The organism is Kribbella sp. NBC_00709, from assembly GCF_036226565.1.
GTDB lineage: Bacteria > Actinomycetota > Actinomycetes > Propionibacteriales > Kribbellaceae > Kribbella.
The window spans coordinates 5,577,830-5,592,979 of sequence record NZ_CP108996.1 but is presented as its reverse complement, the minus strand read 5'-3'; the positions used below and the strand labels follow the sequence as shown (position 1 = coordinate 5,592,979).

The window sequence follows — 15,150 nt, the reverse complement described above, 5'->3', positions numbered from 1 at the left end:
GGTCGGCTGCTCAGCGGCGGCCGTGGGAGCGGGTGATGGTGAGGACCATGCGCTCGAGGGCGTAGCCGGCGTCGCCGGAGGCGCCTTTGACGTCGGCGTCGGCCTGGGCGACAGCCTTGATCGCGGTCGCGAGTCCGCCGGGGGTCCACCCGCGGGCCTGCTGCTTGAGCTGCTTCAGCTTCCACGGCGGCACGCCGACCTCGCGCGCCAGATCCGCCTCGCGCATCCCGCTCGGCGCACTCGCGTACTTCGCCAGCCCGCGCAATCCGCCCGCCATCGCGCTCGTCACCAGCACCGGCGCGACCCCGCAGTCCAGCGCCCACCGCAACTGCTCCAGCGCCGGCTCGGTCCGCCCGGCGATCGCCGCGTCCGCGACCGCGAAGCTCGTAACCTCCGCACGGCCCCCGAAGTACTGCCCGATCAGCTCGGCCGTTACCGCCTGGCCGCCGGAGTCCGATACCAGCTGCGAACACGCTCCGGCCAACGCCCGCAGATCGTGCCCGACCGCGTCGACCAACGCCGACGCCGCCCCCTCGTCCACAGTCCCGCCGTGCAGCCGGATCTCGCCCGCCACGAACTGCGGCAGCTCCCACGTCTTCGGCGCCGTCGCGACGACCTCGTTGACCGATGCCTTCCGCAACTTGTCGAGGACGCCCTTCCCTTTCTGGCCGCCCGAATGCACCAGCACGACGAGCACGTCGTCCGACGGCGATCCGGCGTACTCGATCAGGTGCGGCGCCATCTCGCTCGGCAGGTTCTCGAGGAACCGCATCACCAGCACCCGCTCGCTCGCGAACAACGACGGCCCGGTCAGCTCGGCGAACACGCCGACGTCCAGCGTCGACGCGTCGTAGTCGGTCACCTCGACGTCGGAACTGCCCTTCGACACCGCCGCGATCGCTGACCGCACCGCCCGATCCGCCAGGAACGACTCGGCCCCGGTCACCAGCAACACATCACCGAGCTTCGGCGCAGAACCCCTACGAGCAGCCACGCGGCCAGCATCCCACGTACGCCCGACAATCCCGGTGCGCCCCCTCAGCAAACCGGCGAGGATGAGCCCATGACGTCATCTCCGGCGCCCACCGACGCCCTTGTGGTTGTGGACATGCAGACTGCGTTCGTCGCGGGGGGCGGCGCCGTGCCTGGAGCTGATCGGCTTCTCGCCCGGGTCGGAGAGCTGCTGGACCGGGCCCGGGCGGCCGGCGCGGTCGTCGTACATCTGCAGAACGACGGTCCGCCCGGTGCGGATGACGAGCCGGAGACACCTGGCTGGGAGCTGTACCTGCCCGTGAAGGCCGGACCACGCGAGCACGTGCTCCGGAAGCCGCGCGACGACGGCTTCGACGCGACTCCGCTCGGCGAGATCCTGGTCTCGGCCGGCGTCCGCTCCCTCACGATCTGCGGCGTGATGTCGGAGATGTGCGTACACGCAACGGCGAAGACCGCACTCGCCCGCGGCTACCGCGTCGTCCTTCCGTACGACGCGCACGGCACCTACAACATCCCGGCAGTCCCCGGAGTCGCCGACGAAGTCCCCGCCCACGTCGTCTCCCGCGTAGCTGCCTGGTCCCTCGGCGACCAACCCGAAAACACACTCCCAACCGCAGCCGTCACCTTCTCGTAGAACTGCCTGCTCGCTCGGTGCGCTGGTCATGGTGCGGGGTGAGTGGTTGTGAGCGCTAGGTGGTTGTCGGCGTTGGTGACGGTGAGCGTGCCGCTGACGTTGGTGGTGGCGGTGCGGATCGCGTCGTGGGACAAAATATCCAGGGTCCTCGGGGCCGGGTGGCCGTAGTCGTTGTCGCGGCCGGCGGAGATGAGGGCCAGCCGGGCATGCGTGTCGGCAATGAATTGCGGATCCTGCTGCGCTGAACCGTGGTGCGGGACCTTCAGTACATCCGCCCGCAGATCGAGGCCTGTCGCCAGAACGGCTCGCTGGGACTCGGGCTCGAGGTCTCCCGTGAGCAGGATCCGGAGACCGGAAAGCTCGACCATCATCGCGATGCTGGCGTTGTTCTCCGGAGACCCTTCGTCCGACGAGGTCGCGGACGACGTGCCAGGCGGAGGCAGCGCGGGCACCCGAGCCGGCCACAGCGTCGTCCAACTCACCTGACCGACCACCCGCCTCTCCTGGAACGTGACCGTACGCAAACCAATCCCATGCTGCGAAGCCAGCTCGACCACTCGCTTGTACTCAGCTCGCGGCGAGAAGTACGGAGTCACCTCGATCTCATCGACCTTCCGCCCATGCAGTACGCCGGCCAGCCCGCCAACGTGATCGGCATGGAAATGGCTGAGGACGAGCACCGGTATGTGCTTGATCCCCAGGTCTCGCAGGCACCGATCCATCGGGACGGGATCCGGACCGGTGTCGACGACGACCGCAGTACCCTCGCCTGCTCGAAGTACCAAGCCGTCTCCCTGCCCGACATCACAGACCACGAAGAGCCAATCATCGGGCGGCCCACCGAGCGAGCCGACGGGACGCAGTACGACGACCGTGAGCACGACGATCGCCAAGATCATCGCGATCGGGCGAGCCAGGATGCGATGCAGCCCGAGCACGAGCGCTAGGCAGAGCAGGGTGAGGACGACGATGCCGACTGCGGTTGCCGGCCAGGCGTTGGCGGCACCCGGGAGATCGGCGCCCTCTCGAGCGACGACGATGATCCACCGGGCCGGCCAGCCCGCGACCCAGCCGACGAGTTGGGCCAGTTCGGTGCTCAGCAAGGCGACTCCGGCCGCGATGAATCCGAGGATTGTGGCTGGACCAACCGCCGGCCCGGCCAACAGGTTGGCGGCAACCGCGACCAGTGAGACCTGACCCGACAGCCACGCGACGACCGGCGTACACGCGAGCTGGGCAGCAAGCGGGCATGAGATCGCATCGGCCAACCAGTCCGGCAACCACGTCGCCAACGCGTCGCGCCAACCAGGCCCGAGCAGGACGATGCCCGCGGTCGCGAGCACCGACAAGGCGAACCCGGCCGAACGCGCAAGCGACGTGTCCAACAACAGCAGCACGATCACTGCGACAGACAGGCTCCGTACTGCGCGGCGCCGGGCTCCCCCGCTGGTCATCGCGGCCAACGCGATCAGCCCCATGGCCGCTGCTCGGAGAACGCTCGGCTGTGGTCTTGCAAGGACGACGAAGACCACGACCATCAGAACGCCCACCGCGGTCAGGCCGCGGGCGCGCACTCCTCCCAGCCGCGCCAGCGGGAGGACGAACGCAAGGAGCAGGGTGAGGTTCGTTCCCGAGACGGCAGAAAGGTGAGTGAGGCCGGTGGTCTGGAAGTCTGCGTTGAGCTCTGCGGACACCGCGGAGACATCGCCCATGACGAGCGCCGGGACGAGACCGCGGACATCGTCAGGCTCGTGGGCTACTGCTTTGCGGAGGCCGGCGCGGACCTGCTCGGCGGCGCGTAGCCACCACGGTGGCTCGTCGACGATCCGCGGTGGTGAACGGGTCGAGAGCATCGCGGCCACGTCCGAGCCGTCTTCGACACCTCCGAGTCTGCCGGTGGCGTCGACATGCTGGCCGTATCTGACCGTCTGCCACTTCGCGGTGCCGATGACGAAGACCGGCGTACGGATGCGGGTTGTGGTCGTGCGGGCAGGGCTGGATTGGGTTGGACCGCTGTGGGTGCGTACCTCCTCGATGGTTGCTTTGACGACCACGTACGGCGGGCGTCGGCTGGTGGTGCTCTGGCGGAGTGATGGGTCTCCTTCGATCTTGAGGCGAACGTTGACCGTTGCGGAGGCGCCTGTGAGGTTGCGGATCGGGCCGGTGCGGAGGGTGGCGGATTGAAGTGCGGCGGCGATGCCCAGGCCGGCGACAACGACCAAGGATCCGGCGGCCGCCCAGCCCATGGTTTTTCGCGGGTAGGTGGGCCTGTTGCGAAGGAGCAGTCCAAGGGTGACGGCGAGGACGAGCGCGGCGACTGATACGAGCGTGGCGGTGAGAGGGCGTTGGCCAACCAGGACGACTGCAGTCAGCCAGCCCGCGGCGGACGGGAGGAGCAGCCTCGCATCAAGCGGCTCAGTGGCAGGTTGGCCGGAAGCGGGCGGGTCGGCGGCAGGCGGGTTGGCGGTGGTGGAGGAGTCGGCTGTCGGGTCAGAGGTGGACATGGGGTTTTAGGGAGTCGAACTTTTTGGGGCCTACGCCGGGGACCTCCTGGAGTTGGTCGATGGTGGTGAAGGGGCCGTTCTGGGTGCGGAAGTCGAGGATGCGTTGGGCCAGGACGGGGCCGACGCCGGGGAGGGCGTCGAGTTGGGCGAGGGTGGCGGTATTGAGGTTGATGGGGTCGGTGGATGTGGCGCTCGGGGTGGTTGTGCCGGTTGGGTTGGTGGGTTGGGGCTGGGAGGGTTGGCCGACGGTGATTTGCTCGCCGTCGGTGATTTGGCGGGCGAGGTTGAGGGTGGTGAGGTCGACGCCGGGGAGTGGGCCGCCGGCGAGGGTGAGCACGTCGGCCACGCGGGCGCCGGTGGGTGCGCGGACGAGACCCGGGTGCCGGACCTTCCCTGCGACGTAGACGACAAGCAGCTGTTGGGCGCCAGTCTGAGCACCCGTCGGTTGAGCGGCACTCGGTTGAGGGCCGGCCGATTGCGCGGAACTCGGTTGAGGTTGGGCCGCGGATGGGGAGCCGGGGGTGGGCTGGGCGACGGGTGAGCCCGAGGTCGCGGTGGTGGGCTGGGTGTCGGGGAGGGCTTCCGGGCGGGCTCTGAGGAAAGACCAGGCGGCCCAGGACAGGCCGATGGCCAGTACGGCGAGCAGGACCAGGACATGGCGTGGGGAGAGGGTCCAGCGGGCGTCGCGGAGTCGCTCGGGCCGGACCTGTTCGGGGATCCATCCACCTCGCACCTCGTCATCACTCTCCTCCAAGTAGTAGTCACCAGCACGGTCATCACCAGCACGCTCGTCGCGACCACGGCTGTCGCGGCGGGGGTTGTTGCTGGGGTGGTTGGTCGGTTGAACGTCGGGTGTGGGGGCGTGGGTCGGGGGCCGGGCGGCGAGGCGGGCCAGGGCTCGCTCTCGGGCGCCCGGCTCTGGCACCGGAACACGACGAAAGACCTTCACGGCAGAGAAGGTACGAGTCTGCGACCCGCCCGGATCCACAACCTGAAACCTGTGGACAACGCTGGGCGGAACCCGACGTTCAGCGACGCGCTAGTGCGGGCTCACGACGACGGCTAGGAGGCCGGGGCCGACGTGGGCGCCGATGACGGCGCCGACCTCGCGCAGGACGATCTCTTTGGCGGCGGGGAGGCGGTTGGCCAGGTCGTCGGCGAGGGATTGGGCCTTTTCGAGGCTGGCGAGGTGGTGGACGGCCAGTTGGACAGGGGTGTCGCCGGCGCGTTGGACGGCGATGTCGGCGAGGCGCGCGATGGCTCGGCTGGAGGTTCGGACCTTCTCGAGCGGGACGATGCGGCCACCCTTGATCGTCAGCAGCGGTTTGACGGCGAGCGCCGTACCGAACAGGGCCTGGGCGGCGCCGATGCGGCCGCCGCGGCGGAGGTACTCGAGGGTGTCGACGTAGAAGTACGCCGAGATGGACTTCATCGTGGCGCGTGCGGCCGCCTCGACAGCGGCCGCGTCCTCCCCGGCAGCGGCTGCGGCCGCCGCGGCCAGGACCGGGAAGCCGAGGCCCATGCCGAGCGAGCGCGAGTCGATCACCCGGACCGGGATCGGTGACTCCTTGGCCCCGATCATCGCCGCCTCGAACGTGCCGGACATGTCGCCCGACAGATGGATCGACACCACCGCCTCGGCACCGTCTGCGGCGCACGCGGCGTACGTGTCGGCGAATGTCTGCGGCGCGGGCCGGCTGGTCGAGACGGGGGTGAAGGTCTTGAGCGCCTCCGCGACCGCGTCGGCCGACGTGGCGCCATCGTCGTACGACGTCCCGCCGATCACGACCTGGAGCGGTACGACGGTCAGCGGGTGGCGGAGCACCTCGTGCGTGGACAGGCCGGCCGTGGAGTCGGTGACGACCTGCACGCGGGCTGACATGCAGCGAGGTTACCGGACAGTCATATGTCGGTGCGCGGTGCGAGACTCCGAGGATGAAAGAGACAGGGGCAGAAGTCACAGAGTTGCAGGGGCTGCTTGACGCGGCGTACGCGCGGTCAACCGAGCATCTGCACAGCATCATCACGGGTCCGCGGCGGCTGGATGCCGAGGAGCTGGTGCGGGTTCTGACCGGGATGTGCACGCTCAATCTCGCCACGGTGACGGCGCGGGGTGAGCCGCGGATCAGTGCGGTGGACGGGCACTTCCTGCACGCGCGGTGGGTGTTCACGACCTCGGGGTCGGCGGCGAAGGCGAGGCAGCTGAGGATGCGGCCGGCGGCGAGCCTCTCGTACGTCGATGGTGAGCGGATCGGGGTGTTCAGTCATGGGAACGTCGAGTTCTTGACGCCGGAGCACCCGGACTTCGCCGAGATCGAGGAGCATCTCACGAACCACTACGGCAGTTCACCGTCGAGCTGGGGGGACGACATCGTCTACTGCCGTCTCCAACCGCACTGGATGATCGGCTACGCGATGGACAAGGCGGCAGTGCTCGGAGAATGAAGCGAGGTGAAGGCCACCCCTCCGGGGCCTTCACCTCGCTTGGGACCTGCGCCGGGCTGGTGGCGTCCCCACGTGCGTCATCAGCCCGGCTTGTCCTGCTGACTCCCCCTGGTTGTCAGCCGAAGTTGATGGAGCCTCGACGAGCTACTCCCCGTATCCGGTGCCACGAAGGACCGGCCTGACCGCGAGCTCGTCGAGGTTCCGGGAGGCCCCAGCGGCCGACCCGCCGATGAGTGACCAAACCCATCGGTTACCCGTGTCAGCCGGACCGCGACACTCGTCCCCTGTGTCGTGTGCCTGACCCGCTGCTGGGACCCCTCCCCGGAAGCGGTGCCCTGACGGTGCACAGCGTCCGGTACAGGCAGGACAGATCCACACTCCACAGCACTCCGGAGCTCTCGGCAGCCGCTCGGCGCCCCCACCAACCAGCCGCCGGATGCCCTCCGCGTCGCCTCTTCCGCGCTGGCCGGCAGTCCGGCGGCGTCCCATGGCCTCTTCATGGTTCACCACCCCTTCGCTGCCGCCGCCCGGTGTCGGACTCTGCTTCGTGGAACCTGCCCTACGGCTGTAATTCTTCGTCCGGCGACCATGTCAGGACGAGGCAGAACAACCGGCAGTTACCCGGCAGCTTCCGCGGATCCGCGTCATAAAACGAAGGGAAGGAAGGAGGGAGGGGAGCTCAGGAAAGAGCAGCGAGTACGTCGTTCGCCAGCCGCTGCACAGCGGCCGCCGGATCCGGCTCCGGCCACCCGTCCGCGACCGACGCGCTCTCGCACGACTCCTGTAGGACCGCCCAGGCGGTCGGCAGCATCGGCGGGTCCATGGACCGCTGCCACGCCAGCAGCTGACCGCACAACGCGTCCCCTGCGTCGGAGCGCCCCAGCGCGTGCAGGACCGCCACCGCCTCCGGCAGTACTTCGAGCAGGTAGACGACCCGCCCTTCGAGCTGCAGCCTGTTCACGGCGTCGCGGATCGAGACCCGTGCCTGCTCGACCTCACCGGCGGCGCGAGCGAGCCGGGACCGGTACAGCATCACCAGATAGTCGAAGTACCCGCGGTGTCCGCGGATGTCCGCGTCGGCCTGGTCGAGCAGTGCCCGCGCCTCGTCGTACCGACCGTCGTGGAACTCGACCATCGCCAGACAGCCGGCGACCTTGGTCCGCTCCGGGTCGTCCGAGGCCTGGCTGTCGCGGGCGAGTTCGGCCCAGTGGCGCGCCTCGGGCAGGTTGCCCAGCTCGAGGTCGACGCGGCTGAGCGCCATGTACGCGATCTCGTCCGGGTACACACCCGGGTTGACCAGTGCGGCCTCCCAGGCGAGCAGGAGCTCCTTCGCCTCCTCCAAACGACCCCACCGCAGCAACGCCAGACCACAGGTCGCCTGCACGGTCGCGGACCGCTGTACGTCGCCATGCTTGCGCGCGTCCTCCACCAGCGCCGGCACTTCCGCGAGGCTCTGCGTATCGAGCAGGTGCGAACCGGACGACACCCAGCCGCCACGAGCGACCAGACCCATCTCGGTCTCGCCCGGGATGAGCGTGCGCGCCTCCTCGTAGTGCCGCCGCGCACCGCGGATGTCACCGGTCAGACTGGACAGTCGGCCTGCTATCGCCAGCAGCCGGCCACTGGCCTCTTTGTCGGACACGTGAGAAGCGCAGAGCGTCGCCCATCGGATCCCGCTCTCGGCCACACTCGCCTGGTACTGCCACGCGATCCGGAAGCCGAGCACGATCCGCCCGGCCGTGTCCCACTCCCCCAGCTCGGCCGCTCGCTCCAACGCCACCTCGAACAGCGCAGAGTTCGCATGCGCCGCCCGGTACTGCCGATCGCGGTCCGGCGACGACCACGCCCCTTCCAGCCCCGCGACGTACGTCGAACACCACGCAACGGCCCGGTCCCGGAACTCGACGAGGTCATCGCCCTGCGACGACAGACCGGCGTACGCGTGCTCCCGGATCGTCTCCAGCAACTTGTACCGCGCGCCGTACAGCTGCTCGAACTCGTGCACCGGCTGCAGCAGCGACTTGTCCACCAGCTCAGCCAGCAGCATCGGTACGTCGAGGCTGTCGATCGGAGCGCCCGTGCACACTCCGGCCACTGCCTCGAGAGTGAACGGCGAACCGAGCACCGATGCCCGATAGAGCAGCTGGCGCGCCGGATCCGACAACGCGTCGACGCTCCAGGCGATCGTGTCCGCAAGCGTCCGCTGATGAGGTGCACCGAACCGCCGTGGCCCCGAAAGCAACCGGAACCGATCGTCCAGCGCCGCCAGAATCGTCTCCACCGACAACGATCCGGCCCGCGCGGCCGCCAGCTCGAGCGCGAGTGGCAGACCGTCCAACCGCCGGCACAGACGCGCCACAGTCGGGGCATTCGACGGCGTCAGCACGAAGCCGGGCCGCACCCGCGCCACTCGGCGGCAGAACATCTCCACGGCCGGCGACGCCACGATCTGTTCGAAGTCCTCGTCGTTCGGCGGTACGCCGAGCACCTGGACCCGGCGCACTACCTCGTCCGGCAGGCCCAGCGGGATCCGCGACGTCACTAGCACGCCGATGCCCGGGAAGCTGCGGACCATCCGGTTGGCGACCGTCGCGACACCGTCCAGCACGTGCTCGGCGTTGTCCTCGACGATGACCAGGTCACCCGGTCGGCGGCCGGACAGTACGTCGTCGAGGTCCGACGTACCCGGGGCTGTGCCGAAGGCGTCGAGGATGGCCGACGGTACGGCGGCATCGCGCTGGACTGTGGTCAGGTCGACGACGACCACCGTGGTGTCCGCACCGGAGAAGCGGTCGGCTGCGGCCAGCGCCAGCTCGGTCTTGCCGACCCCGCCGGGACCGACGAGCGTGACGAGCCGGTTCTGCCGCAGCAGCGACTCGAGCTCGAACAGCTCCTCCTCCCGGCCGACAAGTCCGTCCGGGATCGGCCGCGTGCCACGCCAACGCAAACCGGTCGGGGCCGCGTCGGCAACCGAGACGACCGGCCGTACGACGCGACGCGCGGTGCCGTGACCGGCCGCGGCGAGGAACTGCTCGGTGTCCTGGAGACCCAGCGCGGACGCGAGCAGCCGGACCGAATCCTTCCGCGGCCGCGCGACCCGGCCGGCCTCCATCTCCCGGATCGATCGCACACTCAGCCCGGCGCGGTCGGCCAGCTCCTCCTGGGAGAGGCCGGCCTGGACCCTGAAGTCGAGCAACAGGTCGGCGAAACCCCGCCGACCGTCAGCCCGGCCATCCGTGTCCGACACAGCACGTCACCCCTCTGGAGGCCCCACGTTCCTGTCACAACATAGCGTGACCAGCGTGTCTGTGCGGGGGGCGACCGGCGTGCGGGATGCGGCCTGGGTCACACCAACTTGTTGACCGAGGCAACAAAACAAGGAGTCCCAACAAATACCTGCGCGATCAGAAATACGCGATTCAAGCAGTTGCGCGAACCGAGTGCGGTTCATTTTCGGCGGCGTACAGAGAAAGGATGCCGGACCAGTCGTCGATGCGCGCGCTGGTGTCGGCGCGACCCGCATCGGCATTCAGCAAGCTGCCGTCACAAACCCCTCGGGTCGCGCGGACCAGGAGCTCAACGGTGACCTCGCGCAGGGTGTCCAGGGCTGCCATGCGGTAATTCAAGCGGAGCCGTGTTTCGCAAACGTAACGCGATCGGCAACATCACGATAAGTCACCAAAATCCCGGAAAGGATTGTTACCCGGTGGTCCATTAACCGGGCAGCCAGGAAAGCCGGACCTGGCGCTGCGGATTGTCCACATTGGTGTCGACCAGGCAGATCGATTGCCAGGTGCCGAGCATCAATCGCCCGTCCAGCACCGGGACCGACGCGTACGGCGGGATCAACGCGGGCAGCACGTGGTCGCGTCCGTGTCCCGGCGAGCCGTGCCGGTGTCCCCAGCGGAAGTCGCGCGGCAGCAACTCCGCCAGTACCGCGAGCAGATCCGTGTCGCTGCCCGCACCGGTCTCGAGGATCGCGACCCCGGCCGTCGCGTGCGGCACGAACAGGTGCAGCAGTCCGTCGCCCTGGGCCTGGTGGGCCTCGGCGGCGACGAACTGCTCGCACCTGCTCGTCAGGTCGAACACGACCTCGGTCCCGCCGGTCGTGATGTCGATCAGCTCAGAGCGCATCCAAGCAGCGTAGCCCTAACGCAACGTCGCCCGGCCCCACCGCGTGGGACCGGGCGACCTGTGCTCAGGCCGGGACGATGTTGACCAGCTTCGGCGCCCGCACGATCACCTTGCGGGTGCCACGGCCGTCCAGCGCCTTCTGGATCGCGTCCGAGTCCAGCGCCAGCTTCTCCAGGTCGGCGTCGGAGATGTCCGGGGCGACCTCCAGCCGGTCCTTCACCTTGCCGGCGACCTGGACCACGCAGGTGACGGTGTCCTGGACCAGCAGCGCCGGGTCGACCTTCGGCCAGCCGGCCTTGGCGACCGTCGGCTGGTGGCCCAGCTCCGCCCACATGTCCTCGGCCGTGTACGGCGCGACCAGGCTCAGCAGGATCGACACCGTCTCGGCCGCCTCGCGGACCGCCGGGTCGGCCGCACCCGCACCGGAGTCGATCGCCTTCCGGGTCGCGTTCACCAGCTCCATGATCCGGGCCACCATCACGTTGAACCGGTGCGAGTCGATCAGCTCGGCCGCGTCCGCCACCGTGCGGTGGGTCAGCTTGCGCAGCTCGATGTCACCGGTCGAGGGGTCCGAGCCCAGCGGCGCCTCGACCGCAGCTGCCAGCCGCCAGGCCCGTTGCAGGAACTTCAGCGAGCCCCCCGGCGACATGTCGGCCCAGTCGATGTCGTCGGCGGGCGGACCGGCGAACACCATCGTCAGCCGCACCGCGTCCACGCCGTACTCGTCGATCATGTCGCCCAGGTTCACGCCGTTGCCCAGCGACTTGCTCATCGCCTTGCCCTTGTTGATCACCTGGCCCTGGTTCAGCAGCCGGGTGAAGGGCTCGACGGCGGTCAGCAGGCCCATGTCGTGCAGCGCCTTGACGAAGAACCGCGCGTACAGGAGATGCAGTACGGCGTGCTCCTTGCCGCCGACGTACTGGTAGACCGACATCCACCGGTCCGCCGCAGCCTGGTCGAACGGGCCGTCGGTGTACTCCGGCGACAGGTAGCGCAGGAAGTACCAGGACGAGTCGACGAACGTGTCCATCGTGTCCGTGTCCCGCTCGGCCTTGCCGCCGCACTTCGGGCAGTCGACCTCGACCCACTCGCGGTCGGCCGCCAGCGGCGAGACGCCCTTCGGCTGCAGGTCCGCACCCCGCAGGTCCGGCAGCTCCATCGGCAGCTGGTCGTCCGGGACCGGCACCTCGCCACAGGACGGGCAGTGGATGATCGGGATCGGGCAGCCCCAGTACCGCTGCCGGCTCAGCAGCCAGTCGCGCAGACGGTAGTTGATCGTCCGCTCGCCCAGGCCCTTGCTGTCCAGCCAGTCGATGATCCGGGACTTCGCCTCGGCGACGTCCAGCCCGTCCAGGCTGATCTCGTCGTTCGCGCTGTTGATCGCCGGGCCGTCACCCGTGTACGCCTTGCCCTCGAAGTCGGCGGAAGGCTGCACGGTACGGACGATCGGCAGATCGAACTTCTCGGCGAACTCCCAGTCGCGGGTGTCCTGGCCCGGAACCGCCATGATCGCGCCGGTGCCGTAGTCGGCCAGCACGTAGTCGGCGGCCCAGATCGGGATCCGTTGCCCGGTCACCGGGTTGATCGCGTACGAGCCCAGGAAGACACCGGTCTTCTCCCGCTCGGTGCTCTGCCGCTCGATCTCGGTGGACGCCTTCACCTTGGTCAGGTACTCGTCGAAGGCAGCCTGCTGCTCCGGCGTGACCAGCTCGGCGGCCAGCTTCGCATCCGGCGCGACCACCATGAAGGTGGCGCCGAACAGCGTGTCCGGCCGGGTGGTGAAGACCTTGATCGGCTCGTCGCGGCCCTCGACCTGGAAGTTCGCGAACGCGCCCTCGGACCGGCCGATCCAGTTGCGCTGCATCAGCAGGATCTCTTCCGGCCACTGCAGCAGCTCCATGTCGTCCAGCAGCCGCTGCGCATAGTCCGTGGTCTTGAAGTACCACTGGGTCAGCTCGCGCTTGGTGACCTCGTGCCCGCAGCGCTCACAGCGCCCCTGGACGACCTGCTCGTTGGCCAGCACGGTCTGGTCGTGCGGGCACCAGTTGACGTACGACGCCTTGCGGTACGCCAGACCGCGCTCGTACAGCCGCAGGAACAGCCACTGGGTCCAGCGGTAGTACTCCGGGTCGGACGTGTGCAGCCGGCGGGACCAGTCGAAGCTGATCGCGTACCGCCGGATGGACTCGGCCTGGGTCTCGATGTTGGCGTAGGTGAACGTCGCCGGGTGCTCGTTGCGCTTGATCGCGGCGTTCTCCGCGGGCAGGCCGAAGGAGTCCCAGCCGATCGGGTTCAGCACGTCGTACCCCTGCTGGAACCAGTAGCGGGCCAGCACGTCGTGCAGCGCGAACACCTCGGCGTGACCCATGTGCAGGTCGCCGGACGGGTAGGAGAACATCGTGAGCGCGTAGCGCCGCTCGGCCGAGCCGTCGTCCTTCGCCTTGAACGGGTCCAGCTTCTCCCACACCGGACGCCACTTGGCCTGCATGGCGTTGAAGTCGTAGCCACCCCGGTCGATCGGAGTGTCCTCCACCTGCTCGCTCACGGTCCTACTCCATACTTCGTGTGTTTGTTGAGCCTTAATGTGCCAGACGGCACCCGAGACATAAAAAAGCCCCTCACACAGGAGGGGTCGCCGCACTGACCGGCGCTTCAGCGCCTGGATGCCAGTACGGCTATCTAAGGAGCAGGCTCACTCGCATGTAACCAGAATACCACTTCAGGTCCGCGTGTCGTTCTGGACGAACTCTGTCCCTCCGGCGCGGCGGTGGTCGCCGGGGGTGCGTCCGTACTTGCGTCGGAAGGCAGTGGAGAACGGGCGTACGTCGGAGTAGCCGCAGGCCTTTGCTACCTCGGTCACCGTCAACGCCGGGTCCAGGAGCAGCTGGGCGGCCAGCTCGAGCCGCAGGCGGCGGAGGGTGGACATGATGGAGGCGCCGGTCTGCTGGGTGAAGAGGCGTTCCGCGTGCCGCTCCGAGAGGTGGGCGGCGGCTGCTACGTCCCGAACGGTGATGGGGCGGGACAGGTTGTCGCGGAGGTGACGCTGCATCGCTTCCACCACCAGCGGTCCACGATCACGCCGGACCGGCTCCACTGCGAGGTCCTCGTCCAGTGCGAACGCACGCGCAGTCTCCAGGACCAGAGTCGCGCCCAAGGCGCCGAGTGCGGTGCTGTAGCCGGCAACGGGCGCGGCCGCCTCGGCCGCGAGTGCGGTGATGAGCGATGGCAACGAGCCGGCCCGATCCGACATCACCGGCCCGTCCGGCCGGGTGAGCCCGGACCACCAACCAGAAAGGTCCGCGGGTCGCCGGTCGACGCCAGGACGCGGCGCAGCCGGGCGGAAGGTGAAGCCCCAGAAAGCGATTCCCAGGGGTGAGCTGTGCGATGACTCGATCTCGTGGACGTCGCCGGGGCGGGCGAGGAACACTGCGCCCGGCTGGACGTCGTACTCGGCAGATCCGTTGTTGAAGCGGCCTTCGCCGGAGTACGCGAGGCAGACCTCGTGGAAGGAGTGGGTGTGCCAGTAGTTGCGCCAGTACTCCGGCCGGTAGTGGCCCCAGCTGAGGAAGTCCGCGTGGAAGCCGTCGACCTCGCAGGACTCCAGCAGCCCCGCGAGGTCGACGAACCGATCCGCCGCAGCGACGGACTCCAGACTCAAACGGCGCTCCTGCCGGTGGGGTCGACTCCACGCAGCATCATGCCCTGGCCGAGCGACCAGTCGTGGGTCTTGACCGCCGGCGGGTCAGACGGGTCGCGGTACTGGATCAGCCACGTGGTCCGGGCCTCCTCGCTGACGTTCACGCCGGATCCGTGGACGGTGAAGTAGCTGAAGAACAGTACGTCGCCCGCCTCGGCCGGCTGTGGCGTCGCCTCCTCGAAGGCCGGCTCGAGAAGGTGGTACGACCCCTCCGCCTCGTGCTCCCGCGGACCGGACTTGTGGCTGCCGGGAATGACCCGCACGCACCCCTTCTCGACCGGCGCGTCGTCGAAGTGGAAGATCGCCGCACCGACGCGGTGGTAGGTGTGCGGGAAGAACGGATAGTCCTGGTGCAGCGGGAACGGCGAACCGTTCTCTGGCGGCTTCACGAACAGCTTGGTGTGGTGCAGCTGCACGTTGTCCACCTGCATCACCGCAGCGGCCACGTCGGTGAACCGCGGGTCCACCAGCAGCTTCGAGAACGCCGCGTCGTAGAACTGCGCGTCGTGCAGGTGCTGTAGCTTCGTCGGCGCGTCGGTCATCTCCCGGGCGGCGGCCCAGGTGGGGTCGTCGGGCCGGTTCAGCTGGGCCAGCAGGTCGTGGCTGCGCTGCCGGTAGTACGCCGCCTCTTCCTTGCTGAGCAGGCCTTTCACCAGAACGAAGCCTTGCTCGGCGTACTGCTGCGCCGTGGTCGACAGGTCGGGCCTGTCAGAAGTGATCGTCATCTCGAAGTTCCTCCTGAT

The 15,150-nt window shown here is 68.7% G+C and carries 12 protein-coding genes; 2 read left to right on the top strand and 10 right to left on the bottom strand.

Features of this window, described 5'->3' with window-relative positions; all coding sequences use genetic code 11:
* Positions 1-10 precede the first annotated feature (10 nt).
* Positions 11-994, bottom strand: coding sequence for a DNA polymerase III subunit delta (holA, locus tag OHA18_RS27610; protein WP_328998216.1), 984 nt, complete (start codon positions 992-994; stop codon positions 11-13).
* Between the two features lie 69 nt (positions 995-1,063).
* On the opposite strand from holA, the gene OHA18_RS27605 reads away from it, so the two are divergent.
* Positions 1,064-1,627: an isochorismatase family protein gene (locus OHA18_RS27605; RefSeq protein WP_328998215.1), complete on the top strand. Its 564-nt coding sequence runs from the start codon at positions 1,064-1,066 to the stop codon at positions 1,625-1,627.
* Between the two features lie 26 nt (positions 1,628-1,653).
* On the opposite strand, the gene OHA18_RS27600 is transcribed toward OHA18_RS27605, so the two are convergent.
* The 3 genes from OHA18_RS27600 to OHA18_RS27590 form a co-directional block, all read right to left on the bottom strand.
* Positions 1,654-3,873, bottom strand: coding sequence for a ComEC/Rec2 family competence protein (locus tag OHA18_RS27600; RefSeq protein ID WP_328998214.1), 2,220 nt, complete (start codon positions 3,871-3,873; stop codon positions 1,654-1,656).
* 244 nt (positions 3,874-4,117) lie between these two features.
* Positions 4,118-5,080 (bottom strand): helix-hairpin-helix domain-containing protein, encoded by a 963-nt coding sequence (locus OHA18_RS27595; RefSeq protein WP_328998213.1) that lies wholly within the window; start codon positions 5,078-5,080, stop codon positions 4,118-4,120.
* Positions 5,081-5,170: 90 nt separating this feature from the next.
* A complete protein-coding gene (locus tag OHA18_RS27590) occupies positions 5,171-6,013 on the bottom strand; it encodes a DegV family protein (protein ID WP_328998212.1) in 843 nt (280 codons plus the stop codon).
* 53 nt (positions 6,014-6,066) lie between these two features.
* On the opposite strand from OHA18_RS27590, the gene OHA18_RS27585 reads away from it, so the two are divergent.
* Positions 6,067-6,576 carry a pyridoxamine 5'-phosphate oxidase family protein gene (locus OHA18_RS27585; RefSeq protein ID WP_328998211.1) on the top strand — a complete coding sequence of 170 codons (510 nt, stop codon included), beginning with the start codon at positions 6,067-6,069 and terminating at the stop codon, positions 6,574-6,576.
* Between the two features lie 679 nt (positions 6,577-7,255).
* On the opposite strand, the gene OHA18_RS27580 is transcribed toward OHA18_RS27585, so the two are convergent.
* From OHA18_RS27580 to OHA18_RS27555, 6 genes are all read right to left on the bottom strand, one after another.
* Positions 7,256-9,823: an ATP-binding protein gene (locus tag OHA18_RS27580; protein ID WP_328998210.1), complete on the bottom strand. Its 2,568-nt coding sequence runs from the start codon at positions 9,821-9,823 to the stop codon at positions 7,256-7,258.
* A gap of 172 nt (positions 9,824-9,995) precedes the next feature.
* The gene (locus tag OHA18_RS27575; protein ID WP_328998209.1) at positions 9,996-10,190 is read right to left on the bottom strand and encodes a hypothetical protein; all 195 of its coding nucleotides are present in this window, start codon (positions 10,188-10,190) and stop codon (positions 9,996-9,998) included.
* A gap of 100 nt (positions 10,191-10,290) precedes the next feature.
* Positions 10,291-10,710: a YjbQ family protein gene (locus tag OHA18_RS27570; RefSeq protein ID WP_328998208.1), complete on the bottom strand. Its 420-nt coding sequence runs from the start codon at positions 10,708-10,710 to the stop codon at positions 10,291-10,293.
* Between the two features lie 64 nt (positions 10,711-10,774).
* Entirely contained in the window at positions 10,775-13,255 is a 2,481-nt protein-coding gene (gene leuS, locus OHA18_RS27565) for a leucine--tRNA ligase (protein ID WP_328998207.1), read from the bottom strand.
* Between the two features lie 174 nt (positions 13,256-13,429).
* Positions 13,430-14,368: an AraC family transcriptional regulator gene (locus OHA18_RS27560; protein ID WP_328998206.1), complete on the bottom strand. Its 939-nt coding sequence runs from the start codon at positions 14,366-14,368 to the stop codon at positions 13,430-13,432.
* Positions 14,365-15,132, bottom strand: coding sequence for a phytanoyl-CoA dioxygenase family protein (locus OHA18_RS27555; RefSeq protein WP_328998205.1), 768 nt, complete (start codon positions 15,130-15,132; stop codon positions 14,365-14,367). The genes OHA18_RS27560 and OHA18_RS27555 overlap by 4 nt, the downstream gene beginning before the upstream one ends.
* Between the last annotated feature and the right edge of the window lie 18 nt (positions 15,133-15,150).

What these genes read in the sequence shown, in the direction of transcription:
- OHA18_RS27605 (WP_328998215.1), top strand. Translation starts at nt 1,064, where the DNA reads ATGACGTCATCTCCGGCGCCCACCGACGCCCTTGTGGTTGTGGACATG.
- OHA18_RS27600 (WP_328998214.1), bottom strand. Translation starts at nt 3,873, where the DNA reads ATGGGCTGGGCGGCCGCCGGATCCTTGGTCGTTGTCGCCGGCCTGGGC.
- OHA18_RS27590 (WP_328998212.1), bottom strand. Translation starts at nt 6,013, where the DNA reads ATGTCAGCCCGCGTGCAGGTCGTCACCGACTCCACGGCCGGCCTGTCC.
- OHA18_RS27585 (WP_328998211.1), top strand. Translation starts at nt 6,067, where the DNA reads ATGAAAGAGACAGGGGCAGAAGTCACAGAGTTGCAGGGGCTGCTTGAC.
- OHA18_RS27575 (WP_328998209.1), bottom strand. Translation starts at nt 10,190, where the DNA reads ATGGCAGCCCTGGACACCCTGCGCGAGGTCACCGTTGAGCTCCTGGTC.
- OHA18_RS27570 (WP_328998208.1), bottom strand. Translation starts at nt 10,710, where the DNA reads ATGCGCTCTGAGCTGATCGACATCACGACCGGCGGGACCGAGGTCGTG.
- OHA18_RS27555 (WP_328998205.1), bottom strand. Translation starts at nt 15,132, where the DNA reads ATGACGATCACTTCTGACAGGCCCGACCTGTCGACCACGGCGCAGCAG.